This window comes from Leucobacter sp. UCD-THU (assembly GCF_000349545.1).
In the GTDB taxonomy this organism is placed as follows: domain Bacteria; phylum Actinomycetota; class Actinomycetes; order Actinomycetales; family Microbacteriaceae; genus Leucobacter; species Leucobacter muris.
In genome coordinates this window covers 402,102-417,036 of sequence record NZ_KB714604.1, presented here as the reverse complement: position 1 = coordinate 417,036, position 14,935 = coordinate 402,102, and the positions used below count along the sequence as shown (strand labels likewise).

Annotated in this window: 15 protein-coding genes; 3 read left to right on the top strand and 12 right to left on the bottom strand. The window is 72.5% G+C overall.

Annotation, left to right across the window (positions count from 1 at the left end; translation table 11 throughout):
- Positions 1-118 precede the first annotated feature (118 nt).
- Positions 119-352 carry a helix-turn-helix transcriptional regulator gene (locus tag H490_RS32755; protein ID WP_031290271.1) on the bottom strand — a complete coding sequence of 78 codons (234 nt, stop codon included), beginning with the start codon at positions 350-352 and terminating at the stop codon, positions 119-121.
- Between the two features lie 130 nt (positions 353-482).
- Between H490_RS32755 and H490_RS29360 the strand changes: the two genes are divergently transcribed.
- A complete protein-coding gene (locus H490_RS29360) occupies positions 483-923 on the top strand; it encodes a hypothetical protein (RefSeq protein WP_017885098.1) in 441 nt (146 codons plus the stop codon).
- Positions 924-1,042: 119 nt separating this feature from the next.
- Here H490_RS29360 and nusB read toward each other — a convergent pair whose 3' ends face one another.
- Positions 1,043-1,459 carry a transcription antitermination factor NusB gene (gene nusB / locus H490_RS29355; protein WP_017885097.1) on the bottom strand — a complete coding sequence of 139 codons (417 nt, stop codon included), beginning with the start codon at positions 1,457-1,459 and terminating at the stop codon, positions 1,043-1,045.
- 5 nt (positions 1,460-1,464) lie between these two features.
- The gene (gene efp, locus H490_RS29350; protein WP_017885096.1) at positions 1,465-2,028 is read right to left on the bottom strand and encodes an elongation factor P; all 564 of its coding nucleotides are present in this window, start codon (positions 2,026-2,028) and stop codon (positions 1,465-1,467) included.
- A gap of 138 nt (positions 2,029-2,166) precedes the next feature.
- Here efp and H490_RS29345 point away from each other — a divergent pair, with 138 nt between their 5' ends.
- Positions 2,167-2,733: a thioesterase family protein gene (locus tag H490_RS29345; protein WP_031290270.1), complete on the top strand. Its 567-nt coding sequence runs from the start codon at positions 2,167-2,169 to the stop codon at positions 2,731-2,733.
- 45 nt (positions 2,734-2,778) lie between these two features.
- On the opposite strand, the gene H490_RS29340 is transcribed toward H490_RS29345, so the two are convergent.
- On the bottom strand, positions 2,779-3,624 hold the full coding sequence (locus H490_RS29340) for a hypothetical protein (protein WP_017885094.1): 846 nt from the start codon (positions 3,622-3,624) through the stop codon (positions 2,779-2,781).
- A 28-nt stretch (positions 3,625-3,652) separates the two neighbouring features.
- A complete protein-coding gene (locus H490_RS29335) occupies positions 3,653-5,524 on the bottom strand; it encodes a vWA domain-containing protein (protein WP_152424319.1) in 1,872 nt (623 codons plus the stop codon).
- Positions 5,525-5,642: 118 nt separating this feature from the next.
- Between H490_RS29335 and H490_RS29330 the strand changes: the two genes are divergently transcribed.
- Complete coding sequence (locus tag H490_RS29330) at positions 5,643-7,067, top strand: AAA family ATPase (protein WP_031290269.1); 1,425 nt, start codon at positions 5,643-5,645, stop codon at positions 7,065-7,067.
- Positions 7,068-7,076: 9 nt separating this feature from the next.
- Here H490_RS29330 and poxB read toward each other — a convergent pair whose 3' ends face one another.
- The 7 genes from poxB to H490_RS29295 form a co-directional block, all read right to left on the bottom strand.
- Positions 7,077-8,801 (bottom strand): ubiquinone-dependent pyruvate dehydrogenase, encoded by a 1,725-nt coding sequence (gene poxB, locus H490_RS29325; RefSeq protein WP_017885091.1) that lies wholly within the window; start codon positions 8,799-8,801, stop codon positions 7,077-7,079.
- Positions 8,802-8,915: 114 nt separating this feature from the next.
- Positions 8,916-9,818 carry a DUF1684 domain-containing protein gene (locus tag H490_RS29320; protein ID WP_238560355.1) on the bottom strand — a complete coding sequence of 301 codons (903 nt, stop codon included), beginning with the start codon at positions 9,816-9,818 and terminating at the stop codon, positions 8,916-8,918.
- Positions 9,808-11,172 carry an acyl-CoA thioesterase/bile acid-CoA:amino acid N-acyltransferase family protein gene (locus H490_RS29315; RefSeq protein ID WP_017885089.1) on the bottom strand — a complete coding sequence of 455 codons (1,365 nt, stop codon included), beginning with the start codon at positions 11,170-11,172 and terminating at the stop codon, positions 9,808-9,810. The genes H490_RS29320 and H490_RS29315 overlap by 11 nt, the downstream gene beginning before the upstream one ends.
- The gene (locus H490_RS31240) at positions 11,169-12,230 is read right to left on the bottom strand and encodes an Ldh family oxidoreductase (RefSeq protein ID WP_017885088.1); all 1,062 of its coding nucleotides are present in this window, start codon (positions 12,228-12,230) and stop codon (positions 11,169-11,171) included. The genes H490_RS29315 and H490_RS31240 overlap by 4 nt, the downstream gene beginning before the upstream one ends.
- A gap of 10 nt (positions 12,231-12,240) precedes the next feature.
- The gene (locus H490_RS29305) at positions 12,241-13,086 is read right to left on the bottom strand and encodes an ABC transporter permease (protein ID WP_017885087.1); all 846 of its coding nucleotides are present in this window, start codon (positions 13,084-13,086) and stop codon (positions 12,241-12,243) included.
- Complete coding sequence (locus H490_RS29300) at positions 13,083-13,853, bottom strand: ABC transporter ATP-binding protein (RefSeq protein ID WP_017885086.1); 771 nt, start codon at positions 13,851-13,853, stop codon at positions 13,083-13,085. Before H490_RS29300 ends, H490_RS29305 begins: the two co-directional genes overlap by 4 nt.
- Entirely contained in the window at positions 13,850-14,902 is a 1,053-nt protein-coding gene (locus H490_RS29295; protein WP_017885085.1) for an ABC transporter substrate-binding protein, read from the bottom strand. The genes H490_RS29300 and H490_RS29295 overlap by 4 nt, the downstream gene beginning before the upstream one ends.
- Positions 14,903-14,935: the final 33 nt, after the last annotated feature.

Below are 14,935 nucleotides of genomic sequence, written 5' to 3'. Positions count from 1 at the left end.
GGGCCCGCGCTCGGCCCGCCGCGGTGCTCCGCCGCGGCGAAGCACCGCGAAAGGCGAGTTTCGCAGCTGAACCCGGAGCTGCACCTGCGAAATCCGCCTCTCGGCGCCTGCCGCGCCGTCACTCGCGCCACACCGGCGCGAGCAGTTCGTCGAGCCCGACGCCGAGCGCCCTCGACAGCTTCAGCCAGGTCTTGAGGTCGCCGTGGTGCTTGCCGGAACCGAGATTCAGGATCGTCTGCCGGCTGACCCCGGAGGCCTCGGCGAGCTGCTCGATGGTCAGGCCGGCGCGCGTGCGCTCCCGCCCGATGATCACTCTCAGCTGGGTGAGGTCGGGGTTGGGAGGAAGTGGCACCTCACCAGTCCATAGAGTTTGCCCCCGCAGCGCAGCACAGGATACTGTGCATAAAGCACAGGTTCTTGTACCCTGCCGGTGCACTACCCATCGGAATCCCACTGCCCCGACCGAAAGGACCCCGATCCACATGAAGAAAACGCTTCCCTCACTGGCAGCCGTCGCCCTGCTGACCATCGGCCTCGCCGGCTGCTCGGGCGCCGCGGAGCCCGCCGCCCCCGCTGCCCCCGCTGAGGCTCCCGCAGAGGAGGTCGTCGCCGAGCCCATCTGGACCCCGGTCGCGACGATCACCGGCAACGCGGACCAGCAGTCGGACACGATCGCGCTGACCGGCGGGAAGGTGCGCGTCACCTACGACTTCGTCGACAACGCGGGCGCGAACATGGTCGTCGGCGCGGTCTACGTGCTCACCGAGGACACCGACATCATGACCGACGGAGCGATCCCCGACGTCATGATCAGCGAGCCCGGAGCTGGCGAGACCATCCTGCGCAAGGACGCCGGCGACTACTACGTGAAGGTCACCGCGGCGAACGCCGACTACACGGTGACGGTCGAAGAGCAGAAGTAGCGCGTGGGCGCGACGAGCGCCGCTCCCGAACGACGAAAGGCGGGTTTCGCCGGCGATTCCGAAGAATCACCGGAGAAACCCGCCTTTCGACTGGGCGGCGGAGGCCGACCCGAGAAGCCCTACGCCTGCGCGTGATCGGCGATGCGGCCGAGCACGCCGTTGACGAAGCGGCTGGAGTCCTCCGTGGAGTAGTCCTTGGCCAGTTCCACGGCCTCGTCGATCGCGACCGCCGTGGGCACCTCGTCGTTGAAGAGGATCTCCCAAGCCGCGAGGCGCAGCAGCGCACGGTCGACGTTCGGCATGCGCTCGAGCGTCCACCCCTGCGCGTAGCTCATGATGAGCTCGTCGATCTCGTCGCGGTGGTCGGTGACGCCGTCCACGATCTCACGGGCGTACAGCCACGAGGCCTCGCGGTCGGGCTCGCCGGCGGCGCGCTGGGCCTCGGCGTTCACGATCGTGATGATCGACTCGTCGCGCACGTCGGCCTGGAAGAGCATGTCGAGGGCGCGCTTGCGCGCCTTGGTGCGGGCTGACAACGGTACTAGTCGTTGACTCGGCCGAGGTAGTCGCCCGTGCGGGTGTCGACCTTGACCCGGGTGCCGGTCTCGAGGAACAGGGGAACCTGGATCTCGGCGCCGGTCTCCACGGTCGCGGGCTTGGTGCCGCCGGTGGAGCGGTCGCCCTGCAGGCCGGGCTCGGTGTAGGTGATCTCGAGCACGACCGAGGCGGGCAGCTCGAGGTAGAGCGGATCGCCCTCGTGCAGCGCGATCTGCACGTCCTGGTTCTCGAGCATGAACTTCGCCGAGTCGCCCACCACGGCGCCCGAGACGGTCAGCTGGTCGTAGTCGCTCTTGTCCATGAAGACGAAGTCGGCGCCGTCCTGGTAGAGGTACTGGTAGTCGCGGCGGTCGACGTTCGCGGTCTCGATCTTGGCGCCCGCGTTGTAGGTCTTGTCGATGATCTTGCCCGAGACGACGTTCTTCTGCTTGGTGCGCACGAAGGCGCCGCCCTTGCCCGGCTTGACGTGCTGGAACTCGACCACGCTCCAGAGCTGACCGTTCTCCTTGATCACGGTGCCGTTCTTGATGTCGTTCGAGGTTGCCATACAGGTGTTCTCCGGGTTCTATCGGGTTCGAGCGCCAGAGCAGCGCCGATACAGTTTACACCGCGCTTACCGAGGCCGCCTTGCAGTTCTCCCACAAACGGCGTGCGGCCGCGATCCGCGCCGCTCTATCCTGCCGTGATGCACATGCTCTTCCGCACCCTCTGGCATCTCTGGTTCGTCGGGCCGCGCGGCCCGCGTCTCGGTTTCAGCGACGTCTCCCGCTCGCGGTTCCGCGTGTGGCCGACCGACCTCGACGTGCTGCGCCACATGAACAACGGCAAGTACCTCTCCATCATGGACGTGGCCCGGTTCGACCTGATCCAGCGCAACGGCGCGCTCGACGTGTTCAGGCGCGAGGGCTGGTACCCGGTCGTCGTGGGTCAGACCATCTCGTACCGCAAGTCGCTGAACCCGTGGATGCGGTTCTGGATCGAGTCGCGCATCCTGGGCTTCGACGAGCAGGCCGTCTACATCGAGCAGCGCTTCGTGCGGCCCGACGCGCAGCGCCGCCCCGAGATCTACGCCCGGGCGATCGTGCGCGGGCGCATCCTGCGCCGCAGCGGCGGCACGGTGCCGGTGAGCGAGGTCATCGAGAAGAGCGGGGCGGATCCCGAGCAGTTGCGCGTGCCCGACGACGTGCTCGCGTGGGGCGCGTCGTCGCGTCTCCCCTCCACCCGATCCGACGCGCGCAGCGTCTGGGAGTAGCCGGCGGCAGCCGGGCAGGGGCGCCAGCCCGGTACGGGCGCAGGGTCAGCCGACCGGCGGCCGTGCCCCGAGGTGCGGCCCCTGGTTGCCGATCTCGCGGCAGTTGATGCGCACGCTGCGCTCGCCGGCGTCGTAGACGTGGCGCGCGGCCAGACGGCCGTCGGCGAGTGCGCCCGCCAGCCAGGTGAAGCTGCGGGCGTCGACCAGCGGCTCGCTCGAGGCCGCGCGCATCAGCTGCAGCATCAGCATCTCAGGCAGCGTGGCGTGCGGGCCGTGCTCGAAGCTCAGGCCGAGCACGGCGGGCGCGAGCCCTCCCGGCACGAGCCGCAGCGTCCACCCCGTCTCGGCGCCCGCGCGGGTGCGCACGATCGGCACATTCGACGGTGCACGATCGAGCAGCGCGAACTCGCGCTCGGCCTCGTTCGCGAGCACGAGCGGCGAACCGCCCTCGGGCTGCGACAGCGGCCCCTCATGCTCGGCCGCCCGTTCGAACAACCGTCGCCAGCCCGCCGCCCCCAGGCCGTAGGGCGCCGGCACGGGCACGAGCGTGGGGTCGCCGGACAGGGCCGCGCCGAGCCGCGCGAGATCCGCACCGGCCTCGGCGAAGGCCTCGGGCTGCGGCGGTTCGAGGCCCACCCAGCCGGCGACGGCGCGAGCGGCGTCGAAGGCCCGCCCGAACCGGTCGCGCTGCGCCTCGTCGAGCACGTCGGCGAACGCGACCGAGGAGAGCGATGTCGCGCGCAGCGCTTCGGTCTCGCCGTCGAGCCAGGCGTCGAACTCGTCGGCTCGGTCGCCCCCGTTCGACGCGAGGGCGGCGTCGAGCTCGCTCGCGAGCTCGGGGAAGAGCGCCCGCGTGAGGCGGATCCGGTCCCCCGTGTCTGGCGTGCTCATGTGCCCTCCCGCTCCCTGTCGCTCATCTTCACGGTAGCTCACTCTCGACCAGGTCGAGGATCGCCTCGGCGATGCCGCTCGGGTCGTCGACGCGACGGCTGCTCGGTGCGTAGCGCCGCACGATCTCGTCGGAGCCGATGCCGATCCCGTGCACGTCCACGCCCGCGGCCCGCAATCGCCGCAGCTCGCGTGCGGCCGCGACGGGGTCGTTCGACCCTCCGTCGCTCACCAGCAGCACGAGCCGTCGTCGTTCGACGCCATCGGCCGCCGCGGCCGCACTCGCGCCGGCTGCGCCTGGCGCGACCCCGAGCTGCTGCGCCGCGGTGAGCAGCGCAGCGCCGTCGTTCGTGGAGCCCCTCGGCGATCGGATGCCCGAGTGCATGCGGCGCCTCGCCTCGTCGTCGAGGCCCCGGCTCAGCGGCTTCACCACGAGCGGCTCGGCGTCGAACAGCACGAGCGCGGTGCGGATGTCGAGGTCGAGTTCGATCCCCGCCCGCTGCTCGGCGTGCGCGACGTCGCGTTCGACGCCCGCGAGCGCCTCCATCATGATGAGCGCCGCATCGGCCGCCGCGTCGGCGATGCGCCCCTGCATCGACGCCGAGCGGTCGACGAGCAGCACGTAGTCGGTGCTGCCCGCGCGGCGGCGGCGGCGCGGCCGGGACTCCCGGCGCAGAAAGGCGGCCGGGCGCGCCACGCCCGCCCGCGCCTCGGCGACCGCGCGGGCCAGGGCCTCGGGGCTCAGCATCTCCCCCTCCGGCACCGGCCGGCGACCGATCCCGCGCACCTGGGCGACCCGCTCGGCGATGACCCGCGCCCACACCGCCCGCATGCGTTCGATCGCGTCGGCCAGCTCGCCGGCCCGACCGCGGTAGTCCGAGAACGCGAGCCCGCCGTTCGCTGCGGCGCCGCCCCCGGCCTCCCTCGGATCGCCGCTGCTGCGCGGCGCACCCTCGAGCGGAGGCAGGGACATCGCCTCGAGCAGCGCCCCCTCGGCGGGGAGCGGCGTCGCGAGCAGCGCGCTCACGAATCCCGCCTGCTCGGCGGCGAACAGGTCTGCGCCCTCGGCCGTCTGACGCCCCTCGCCCGCCCGGGCGCGCTCGTCGTCTTCCGGCGCCGACGCCTCCCCGTCCTGGCCGCCCTCGTCGGGCGCCTGCTGAGCGGCGTCGCCGCCCGCGCCGGCCGCGCCGAAGTCGTCGGAGGCGCCGCCGCCCTCGTGCTCCTGAGCCTCGGCTCCCCGGGGCGCCTCACCCCACCCGCGGTCACGCGCGTCCCTCGCGAGCAGCCGTTCGTAGGGCGGCAGCAGCAGCGCGAGCGCGCGTTCGAAGCGGTCGAGCGCGCCTCGTCCGGGGTCGGGCGCCAGCACGCGCTGCAGGGCGTCGCCCCGCTCGGAGGCCCGCTGCAGCGCGTCCCACTCGGCGGCGACCTCGGCGTCGGCCCCATCGGTGGGCGCCGGCGCGCCGAATCCCGCCGCGAGCAGCAGGGCGACCCACTGCAGGTGCCGAGCCTGCTCGCCCAGCCCCTCCGGCAGGCTGCGGGCCATCGCCGACGCGAGCCGGTCCCGCATTCCCGGCAGCGCCGTGAGCAGCTCGGCCGCGGCCTGCAGGCGCACGACTGCCGCGACGAGCGGCTGCGCGGCGGGCCGTCCCGACACGATGGAACGGCCGCGACGCGCCCGCTCGGGGGTCACCCGCTCGCCGCGCACGCTCTCCCAGAGCTGCAGCAGTGCGAGCGCGACGGCCTCGTCGCGCCCGTGACCGCGCTGCGCGTACCAGCCGAGTCCCACGCGCAAGCCGGCCTCGTCGAGCTCCCAGTCGTCGTCATCGGTGACCGAGACGGGCACGCCGATCAGGGCGCCGACGGCGCGCAGCCGCTCCCGCTCCTCGATGCCCCGGTCGACCATGCCCACACCCTACCGGGGCCGGCGCGAGACCGATGCTGCCTGCGCGTGACGCGCGACGACCCGCCGCGGCCGCAGCCGCTCGCGTGAGCGTCGTGCGCGCAGTGGTAGCGTGACGGGCATGCTGGCATTCGACGCTGACCCGGTGCTGCGCGAGGCGCGCTCCATCGCCGATGAGCGCCGCCGTGTGCGCCGCGCGCTGCGTTCTGCGACCGGGCACGACGAGGCCGCGGAGCACCGCGCCGATCTGGCCTCGCTCGATGCCAGGCTCGCCGCGATCCTCGACGACCCGGACAACCGCGAACTCGTCGACCGGGCCCTCGTCGAGCGGGCGCGCGTGCTGCGCCTCGCGGTCGCGGCCCGGCGCGAACGGACGGCCCGCGACGCGACCCTCGCCTCCGCGCACGCGATCGTGGGTCGCGCGGTCGCCGCGGGCAGGGCGCCGACGGCGTCCGAGGGGGTGCGCGTGCGGGAGCTGCGAGCGGCCGCCGGCGCAGAGTCCCAGCGGGGATGGCGATCCGCCATCACCTCCGCAGAACGCCGCGACGGCGTGCTCGAAGCGCTCGGCGCGCTGCGACTGCGGGAAGCCGCCCGCCAGCTGCGCGGCGGCCTGCTCGAGACGGCCCAGATGCGCGGCATCATCTCGGAAGCGCTGCCCGCCGTGCTGCGCGGCGACCCGGTGCTGCTCGTCGGCGAGACTGGTGGCGCGAAGACCGCCCTCGCCGAGCACCTCTCGCGGCTCGCGGTCGGCGGCGAACCCGAGTTCGTCTCCGGCTACGGCGACATCACGGGCGCCCAGCTCATCGGCACCCACGAACTGCGGGCCGCTGGCGGCGCGACCGTGAGCGTGTTCGTGCCGGGGCCGCTGCTGCGGGCCATGACCGAGGGCCGGCCGGTGATCCTCGACGAACTCAACGCGATGCCGGCCGAGTTCCTGAAGCGTCTCAACCGGGTGCTGCAGCTGCGCCCGGGCGACGCGTTCGGCGTGCAGGAGGACGCGGGCCGCGAGGTGCGGATCGCGTCGGGCTTCGCGATCCTCGCCACCGCCAACGAGCAGACCCCGCATCGATACCGGGGGCTCGATCGCCTGAGCGCCGAACTGGTGAACCGCTTCGGCGCGAACGCCTACCGCGTGCACTACCCCGACACCGGCCTCGGCTACGACGGTTTCCCCGTCGAGAACGCGCTGCTCGCGACCGCCGCCGTCGTGGATCGGCGGGGCGAGCTGCCGCCGGGGCTCGGCGTCGACGAGCTGTTCCGGGTGGCGCGGGCGGCGTTCATCAGCCAGCAGGTGTTCGCGGGCGAGCACGGCGAGGGCTTCGGCGACTACGTGAGCACGGAGCGCGAGATCGACGGGCGACCGGGGCTCGAGGAGGCGGTGCTCGCGCCGCGCACCCTCGTCGCGATCCTGCAGAAGGTCGCCGGCAGCGCCGGCACCGTGACGCTCGATCACGCGCTCACCCGCTTCGTCGAGGGTGTGATGCACCGCGAGGATCGCCGAGTGCTCGCGCTGATCCTGCAGGGGCAGGGATTCCGGATCGGCTGATCCGCGTCGCTAGAAGATCTGCCGCAGGTAGGTGCGGGCCAGGTCGAGCACCTCGTCGCCGCGACCGGACAGCACCGAGCGCAGCGCGTAGAGCGTGAAGCCCTTCATCTGCTCGACGCTGATCGAGGGCGGCATCGACAGCTCCTGCCGGTCAGTCATCACCTCGACGAGCGCGGGTCCGTCGTGGGCGAAGGCCTCGCGCAGCGCATCCTCGAGCTGATCGGAGTCGCTCACCCGCGTCGCGTGCACGCCCACGGCTCGCGCGACGGCCGAAAGGTCGGGGTTCTTCAGCTCGGTGCCGTAGTTCACGAAGCCGGCGGCCTTCATCTCGAGTTCGACGAAGTTGAGCGACGAGTTGTTGAACACCACGATCTTGAGCGGCAGCGGCGCGTTCTGCTCGAGCGTCAGCAGTTCGCCGAGCAGCATCGCGAGGCCGCCGTCGCCGGCCAGCGCGATCACCTGGCGGTTGCGGTGCGAGGCCTGCACGCCGATGCCCTGCGAGAGCGCGTTGGCCATCGAGCCGTGGCTGAACGAGCCGATGAGGCGCCGGCGTCCGTTCATCGTGAGGTAGCGGGCGGCCCACACGACGGGCGAGCCCACGTCGGGGATGAACACCGCATCGTCGGCGGCCAGGCGGTCGATCAGCCTGGCGACGTACTGGGGGTGGATGGGCTTGCCCGACGCGGTCGGTGTGGCGAGCTCGTCGAGCTTCTTGCGGGTCTTGCGGTAGTGCTCCAGCGCGTCGTCGAGATGGGAGCGGCGCTTCTTGCGCTCGATCAGCGGCAGGAGCGCCGCGGCGGTCTCGCCGGCGTCGCCCACGATCCCGAGGTCGAGCGGGGCGCGGCGGCCCAGCTGCTCCCCGCGCACGTCGACCTGGATCTTGGTCGCGCCCGCGGGGAAGAACTGCTGGTAGGGGAAATCGGTGCCGAGCATGAGGATCGTGTCGGCCGCCTCCATCGCCCGGTAGCCGGAGGCGAAGCCGAGCAGCCCGGTCATGCCCACGTCGAAGGGGTTGTCGTACTCGATGTGCTCCTTGCCGCGCAGGGCGTGCACGACGGGGGCGGCGAGGGCGTCGGCCAGGGCGATGACCTCGTCGTGGGCGCCCGCCACCCCCGCTCCGGCGAGGATCGTCACCTTCTTCGCGCCGTTCAGCAGTTCGGCGGCGCGCTCCAGCTGCTCCTGCTGCGGGAGCACGCGCGGGCGGGTCGTCGTGATCCTCGCGATGCCCTCGTCCGGGATGTCCGCGAGCGCGACGTCGCCGGGGATCACGAGCACGGCGACCCCCTGCCGTTCGACGGCGGTCTGCATCGCGATGCGCAGCAGTCGGGGCATCTGCTCCGCGCTCGAGACGTGCTCGGCGTACACGGAGCACTCGCGGAAGAGCTCCTGCGGGTGCGTCTCCTGGAAGTAGTTCGACCCGATCTCGGCGCTCGGGATGTGCGCGGCGATCGCGAGCACCGGCACCCGCGAGCGCTGCGCGTCGTACAGCCCGTTGATGAGGTGCAGGTTGCCGGGACCGCAGCTGCCCGCGCACACCGCCAGCCGCCCCGTGGTGCCGGCCTCCCCCGCTGCCGCGAAGGCGGCGCCCTCCTCGTGGCGCGCGTGCACCCACTCGATGTCCGAGGTGCGGAGCGCGTCGGTGAAGCCGTTGAGCGAGTCGCCAGGGATCCCGTAGACGCGTTCGACTCCGTTCGCCTCGAGGGTGTCGACGATGTTCTGCGCGACCGTGGTCATGGAGGTCCCCCTTCGCCCGTTGCGGCGGCGGGTCTCCGCCGCTCCCTCCCATCCTCGTGGCGCCCCGGGACGGGCACAAGGGGGTTGCGGCGGGAGCGGCGGGCCTCGGCGGGCTCAGCCGGCGGGCGCCTCGTAGGTGAGCACGCGGGCAACGTCGTGCTCGGGCCTCTTCTCGCCGGCGAGCACCTCGAAGTCGAGGTGGTTCTGGCGCGGCGGCAGCGGGCACGTCACGAAGTTCGTGACGGCGCAGGGCAGTGCGACGGCGTAGTTGAAGTCGATCCAGTCGATGCGGCCCTCGCCGTCCTCCGAGAATTGCAGCTCGATCACGCGGCCGGCCCCGTAGGTGACGGGGCCGCTGGTGAGGTCGCGGATGTGGGCGACGGGCTGCACCCGGTCGCCGGCGTCCTTGCCGATGAGCACGATCTCGTAGGTCTTGCCGCCGTGCTCGAAGCGCAGGGTGCCGATCCGGCTCGTGGTCTCGCGCACGCCGCGCTCGACCGTCTCCTGCTCGACGTCGTCGCGCTCGGCCGGCGTGAACGCGGCGGGGATGCGCCAGTCCGGGTCGTAGTCGAACGCGGTGAGGCCGATCTGCTCGGCGCGCACGGAGACGCGCGGATCGCGCACGCGCACGCCGAAGATGCGTTCTCCGGCGTCGTTCGTGCGCGGCACCGTCTCGACCTCGCACTCGCCGAAGTAGACGGGCGCGCTCGCCCCGTGGCCGTAGGTCTGATTGCGGCCGGTGACGATCTCGACGGGACCCGTCGGGTACTCGCCGTCGACGGACAGCGTGGGACCCTCGGCCGGCGGGGTGTAGATGACGCGTCCGTCCTCGACGCTCCAGGCGCCGGGCAGCAGTTCGAGCTCGACGCCCGACGCACCCTCGTGCAGCCAGTACTGGGCGACGAGCGCCGTCCAGCCGTAGGGCCGCGTGAGATCCGAGACGTGCTTGTGGCGCCACTCGCGCCACTGGCCTGCGAGATGCTCGGTTACCGGCATCGGTGCTCCTTTACTGTTCATGGGTGGAAGTCTGTCGCGCCGCCCGATGCACGAACTCGCACACGCGGTCGAACGAGTCGGCGCTCGCCTCGGCGTTGCCGCGGGGTGTGCCGCCGTTCGAGTAGTGCACCCCCGAGACCGGGTGCACGCGCTCGATCTCGGTGCTCGGCAGGTGCGGGATCGTGATGCCGTGGCCGGCGTCGGCGTAGTCGAGGTGCAGCCGTTCGGCGGCGTGGCCGTGCCGTTCGAGGGCGGCGAGCACGATGCGTGAGGCCAGGCTCGACGGCCAGGCCCGGTCGTCGAGGCCCGACACGCACGCGACCGGGCCGGGGAAGCGCTCGATGGGGATGCGGGCGGCGCGGGCGAGGGCGCGGTCGCGCAGACCGTCGACGTAGACGTCGGCGTGGCGGGTGGGCGCGGGGTCGTCGTTCCAGGGCTGCCAGTCGACCTCTCGGTTGTCGTGCCAGAGATGCTCGAGCGGCTCGCCGCCCCGGGTCCACGTGGGGCCGCTCCATCCCTCGGCCGGATCTGCGGCGCCCTGTGCGCCGAACACGAAGGCGGCCGGCACGAAGGCAACGGCGCCGAGGATGCGCTCGGGGAAGGTCGCCGCGAGCAGCAGCGTGAGCTCGCCGCCGCGCGACTGCCCGCTGACGAGCGGCGCGCCGCCGAGCGGGTCGAGCTCGGCGACGGCGTAGTCGAGGGCGCGCTCGAAGTATTCGAGGGGCGTGCGGGAGATGTAGTCGGGCAGCCCGGGCGCTTTGAAGTAGCCGAGCGCGAGGGCCTGGATGCCGTGCGCGGCGTAGAGTGCGGCTCGGGGCTCGTTGACGCCGCCGCCGGAGCCGTTCATCACGATGATCGTCGGGAAGGGGCCGGCGCCTGCGGGCCGGAAGAGTGTGGCGACGAGGCCCCGCTCGCGGATCTCCCGCCGCCGCACGCCCTCGGCGAGCAGTCGCTGCTCGACGACGACTTCGGCGAACGCCGGGGGCGCGCCGCGGTCGAAGACGCCCTCGGCCGGCACGTCGAGCAGGCCGGTGCCCGGCTCGGCTCGGCCGGTGATGCGGGTGAGGATCGGCTCGGCGACAGCACGCGGCTCGACGCCGCCGCCGACGGCGGTCTCCCGGCGCTGCGCCCAGAAGAGGCCCATCGCGTCGGCGACGCGATAGTCGCCCGAGACCGGGGCCGAGGCATCGAGGTCGACCCGGCCGTCGGCGTCGGCGAGGAAGGTCGCCTGGGACGCCCACAGCTCGGCGCCGCGCAGCGTCTCCGCGCGCAAGGTCACGAGGGATCCGGGCACGGCCGCCTCGACCGTGACGCGGCGGCGTTCGGAGAGCAGGCCGATCCGCGGTTCGGCCTCGATGCGCAGCGCGCCGGTCACGACGCCCCCTCCGCTCCGCGCGCGAGCAGCGCGTCGTACTGGTGCTGCGTCAGGGCGACAGCGCCCTCGAGGTCTTCGTGCCCCTGCGGGAGCGCATCGAAGCGGCCCGGCACGTGACCGCCCGCCGCACGCCACTCCGCCGCGATCTCCGCGCACGTCTCGGCGATCCCGCTGCCGCCCGCCCGCGCGGGATCGAACGCGATGATCACCGCTCCACGGCCCGCGGCCCCCTCGCCGGACGGCGCCCGCCCGCCCACCGCGGCCCCGGCGATCACCTCGACGAGCAGGCCCGTCAGCGACCCGAGACGGCCTTCGGGCAGCAGGGCGGCCGCGGCATCGGCGGCGACGGTCGGCCGGCCCTGCGCGTCGAGTGCGACGCCCTCGGGCAGCGGCTCCCCCGCCTCGCGACGACGGCGCAGCTCGGCGAGCGTGATGCGGGAGGTGGCGAAGTCGGCCACGAGCGGCGATCCGCCGGTTCGCGGTGCGGCGAAGGCGAGCGGGTTGGTGCCGATCGCGGGCGAGGATCCGCCCCACGGCGCCACCATCGCCGGCGCCTGCGCCGAGACGAGCGCGACCGCCCCCGCCTCGGCGAGGGAGCGCGCCGCGAGCCCGAGCACGCCGAGCGCGCCGACGTTGCGGACGCCGACCAGCCCGATGCCGTGGGCGGCCGTCGACGCGGCGGCGATCCTCACCGCCGCCGCGAGCGCCAGCGGTCCGGGGGCGCCGGTCGCATCGATGCCGTCGATCGCCCCCGAGCCGGTCGCACCGGCGTCCACCGCCGACTCCCGGCCGGTCGCAGGGCCCGCAGCAGCATCCCGCGCGTCGCGCGTCGCGGGCGCCCCCGGGCCTGAGCCCGAGACGCGCAAGAGGTCGCGCAGCAGCATGTCGACGCCGAACCCGGTCAACCCGAGACGCTCGGCCTGCACGATCCAGCGCGCCGCGAGATCCGCGTCCTCGGCCTCGATGCCGCGCGCTCGCCCCGCATCGGCGAAGGGTGCGAGCGCGGCCGCCACGTCGCCTTTCAGGCGGTGAGCCGCGACCTCGATCAGCGCGTCCACGGCGCCCCGCTCAGTACTTCACCCACGGCACCACGCGGCGCTCGACGAAACCCTCGAGAGCCGTCGCGCCGTAGCCGAGCGCCGAGATGGTGACGATGCCGACGTACATCTTCGAGACCGCGAACGTCGACCACGAACTCCAGATGAGGTAGCCGAGGCCGCTCTGCGAACCCACGAACTCCGACGCCGCGATGATCACGAACGCGCCGCCCGTCGCGAGCTTCATGCCCGTGAAGATCGACGGCAGCGCGTACGGGAACGACACCGTGAACCACCGCTGCAGCCGGGTCGCGCCGTTCGCGCGCGCCACGTCCTCGAACAGCGAGGGCGTCTGCATCACGCCGCTCATCGTGTTGAAGAACAGGTAGAAGAAGACGCCGATGGCGACGATCACGTACTTGCTCGTCTCGCCGAGCCCGAAGATGAGCAGCAGCAGCGGGAAGATCGCGACCTTCGGGATGGGCAGCAGGCTCGAGAAGATCGGCTCGAGCAGCTGGCGCAGCGGGCGAACGGTGCCGAGCAGCACCCCGAGCAGCACGCCCGGGATCGCGCCCATCAGGAAGCCGACGAAGATGCGCGACAGCGTCATCGCGGTGTGCTCGATGAGCACACCGTCCATCAGCATCTTCACGAACGTCTCGACGATCGAGCTCGGCGGCGGGAAGAACCGCGCGTCGAGCACGCCGGCGCGGCTGAGCACCTCCCAGACGAGGATGAGCAGCAGCGGGGTGTACGGGCCGATGCGGCGGATCCACGGCGAGCCCTTCTCGGCCTGCACCGCCGCGGCCAGCTTGCGCGTGACCTCCTCCCGCGACGCCGTCGGATCCTGCCGGGTCTCCTCCACCTGAGCGGTCACGCCGCCTCCTCCCCCGCCGCGTCCTGCTCGAGCAGGTTCCAGAGCTGATAGGTGATCTCGCCGTAGCGCGGATCGCGCCGCAGCTCGATGATGTCGCGCGGCCGTTCGAACGGGATCTCGATCTCGGCCACGATGCGGCCGGGCCGGCGCGACATCACCACGACGCGGTCGGCGAGCGTGAGCGCCTCGTCGACGCTGTGCGTGATGAACATGACCGACTTCGAGGTCTGCTCCCAGATGCGCAGCAGCTCCTGCTGCAGCGCGACGCGGGTCTGCTCGTCGAGCGCGCCGAAGGGCTCGTCCATGAGCAGCGCGTCGCCGTCGTCGGCGAGAGCGCGCGCCACCGAGGTGCGCTGACGCATGCCGCCCGAGATCTGCGCCGGGTAGTAGCTGCCGAAGTCGGAGAGCCCCACCAGGTCGAGCAGCTCGCGCACCCGCTCGCGGCGGGCGGCGCGCGGCATGCCGCGCAGCTTCAGCGGGTAGCCGACGTTCTCGGCGACCGTGAGCCACGGGAACACGCCGTGCTCCTGGAACACCACCGACGGGCGGCTCTGCGTCACGACCGAGCCGAGGCTCGGCTTCTCGAGCCCGGCCGCCACCCGCAGCAGGGTGCTCTTCCCGCACCCGGACGGGCCGAGCACGCAGACGAACTCCTTCTCGCCGATCTCGAGCGAGACGTCCTCGACCGCGACGAGCACGTCGCCCTTCGAGTCGGCGTCGGGAAACGCCTTCCAGAGGTTGCGGATGGAGATGCCGGGCTTCGTCACTTCGCCGCTGCCTGCTCCGAGGCCTGCGCGACCGCCTGCTGCAGGATGTCGTCGCGGAAGACCTCCTCGATGCCCGACGGGCCGTCGAACTCGAGGGCGCCGCGCTCGCGGAAGAAGGCCTCCTGGCGGGCCACGTCCTCCCAGTCGATGGCGCCGTCGGGATCCTGCAGGGTCAGGCCGATGGCGGTGAGGGTCTCGACCGGCAGATCCGTGTACTCCGCGATGATCTCCTGGTCGCCCGGATCGTTCCAGCCGCCGGCCTCGAGCTCCTGCACGGCGCGCAGGTAGGCGGCGGTGAAGGCGGTCACGGCCTCGGGGTACTTGTCGACGTACTCGCTGTTGAACACCAGCGCGCCCAGCTCGACGCCCGCCTGGTAGTCGACGGGCAGCAGCTCGTGGCCGATGTCCTCGCCGGCGATCGCCGACGAGATGGGCTCGATCGTCCAGCTCGCGTCGACGGAGCCGTTGGCCATGGCCGGCGGGATGTCACCCGGGCTCAGGTTGACCAGCTCGACGTCGTCGAGGCTGAGCCCCACCGAGTCGAGGGCGAGGTGCACCGAGTAGATGCCGAACCCGCCGTCGCCCGGAATCCCGATCTTCTTCCCCCTGAGATCCTTCGCATCGGTGACGCCCGAGACGTCGGAGGCCATGAGCGGCGCGGGGTTCTTGCCCTCGGCGGGCACCTTCGAGACGCTCGCGATGACCGAGAGCGAGGCGCCCGCCTTCGTCGCGTTGAACAGGCCGGCGCCCCAGGTGGCGCCGCCCGCGGTGATGCTGCCGGTGCTGACCTGCTGGTAGGTCTCGCCCGAGCTGCCGCTCTTCGAGATCAGTTCGACGTCGAGCCCGGCCTCCTCGAAGTAGCCCTTCTCCTCGGCGATGAAGAACGGGGCGTAATCGGCGTACGGCGAGTAGAGGAAGGTGATCTTCGGGGCGTCTGCCGGGTCGCCGGTGCCGGCGGCCTCGGCGTCGCCGCCCGAAGCGCATCCTGCCAGCAGGGCTGCGCTGGCGAGGAGGGCGATGCCTCCCGAGAGTCGGCGTCGAAGGCTCATAGCGGGAACTCCTGTGTCATGTGGGATCGCGGA

What these genes read in the sequence shown, in the direction of transcription:
- H490_RS29360 (WP_017885098.1), top strand. Translation starts at nt 483, where the DNA reads ATGAAGAAAACGCTTCCCTCACTGGCAGCCGTCGCCCTGCTGACCATC.
- efp (WP_017885096.1), bottom strand. Translation starts at nt 2,028, where the DNA reads ATGGCAACCTCGAACGACATCAAGAACGGCACCGTGATCAAGGAGAAC.
- H490_RS29345 (WP_031290270.1), top strand. Translation starts at nt 2,167, where the DNA reads ATGCACATGCTCTTCCGCACCCTCTGGCATCTCTGGTTCGTCGGGCCG.
- H490_RS29340 (WP_017885094.1), bottom strand. Translation starts at nt 3,624, where the DNA reads ATGAGCACGCCAGACACGGGGGACCGGATCCGCCTCACGCGGGCGCTC.
- H490_RS29335 (WP_152424319.1), bottom strand. Translation starts at nt 5,524, where the DNA reads ATGGTCGACCGGGGCATCGAGGAGCGGGAGCGGCTGCGCGCCGTCGGC.
- H490_RS29330 (WP_031290269.1), top strand. Translation starts at nt 5,643, where the DNA reads ATGCTGGCATTCGACGCTGACCCGGTGCTGCGCGAGGCGCGCTCCATC.
- poxB (WP_017885091.1), bottom strand. Translation starts at nt 8,801, where the DNA reads ATGACCACGGTCGCGCAGAACATCGTCGACACCCTCGAGGCGAACGGA.
- H490_RS29320 (WP_238560355.1), bottom strand. Translation starts at nt 9,818, where the DNA reads ATGAACAGTAAAGGAGCACCGATGCCGGTAACCGAGCATCTCGCAGGC.
- H490_RS29295 (WP_017885085.1), bottom strand. Translation starts at nt 14,902, where the DNA reads ATGAGCCTTCGACGCCGACTCTCGGGAGGCATCGCCCTCCTCGCCAGC.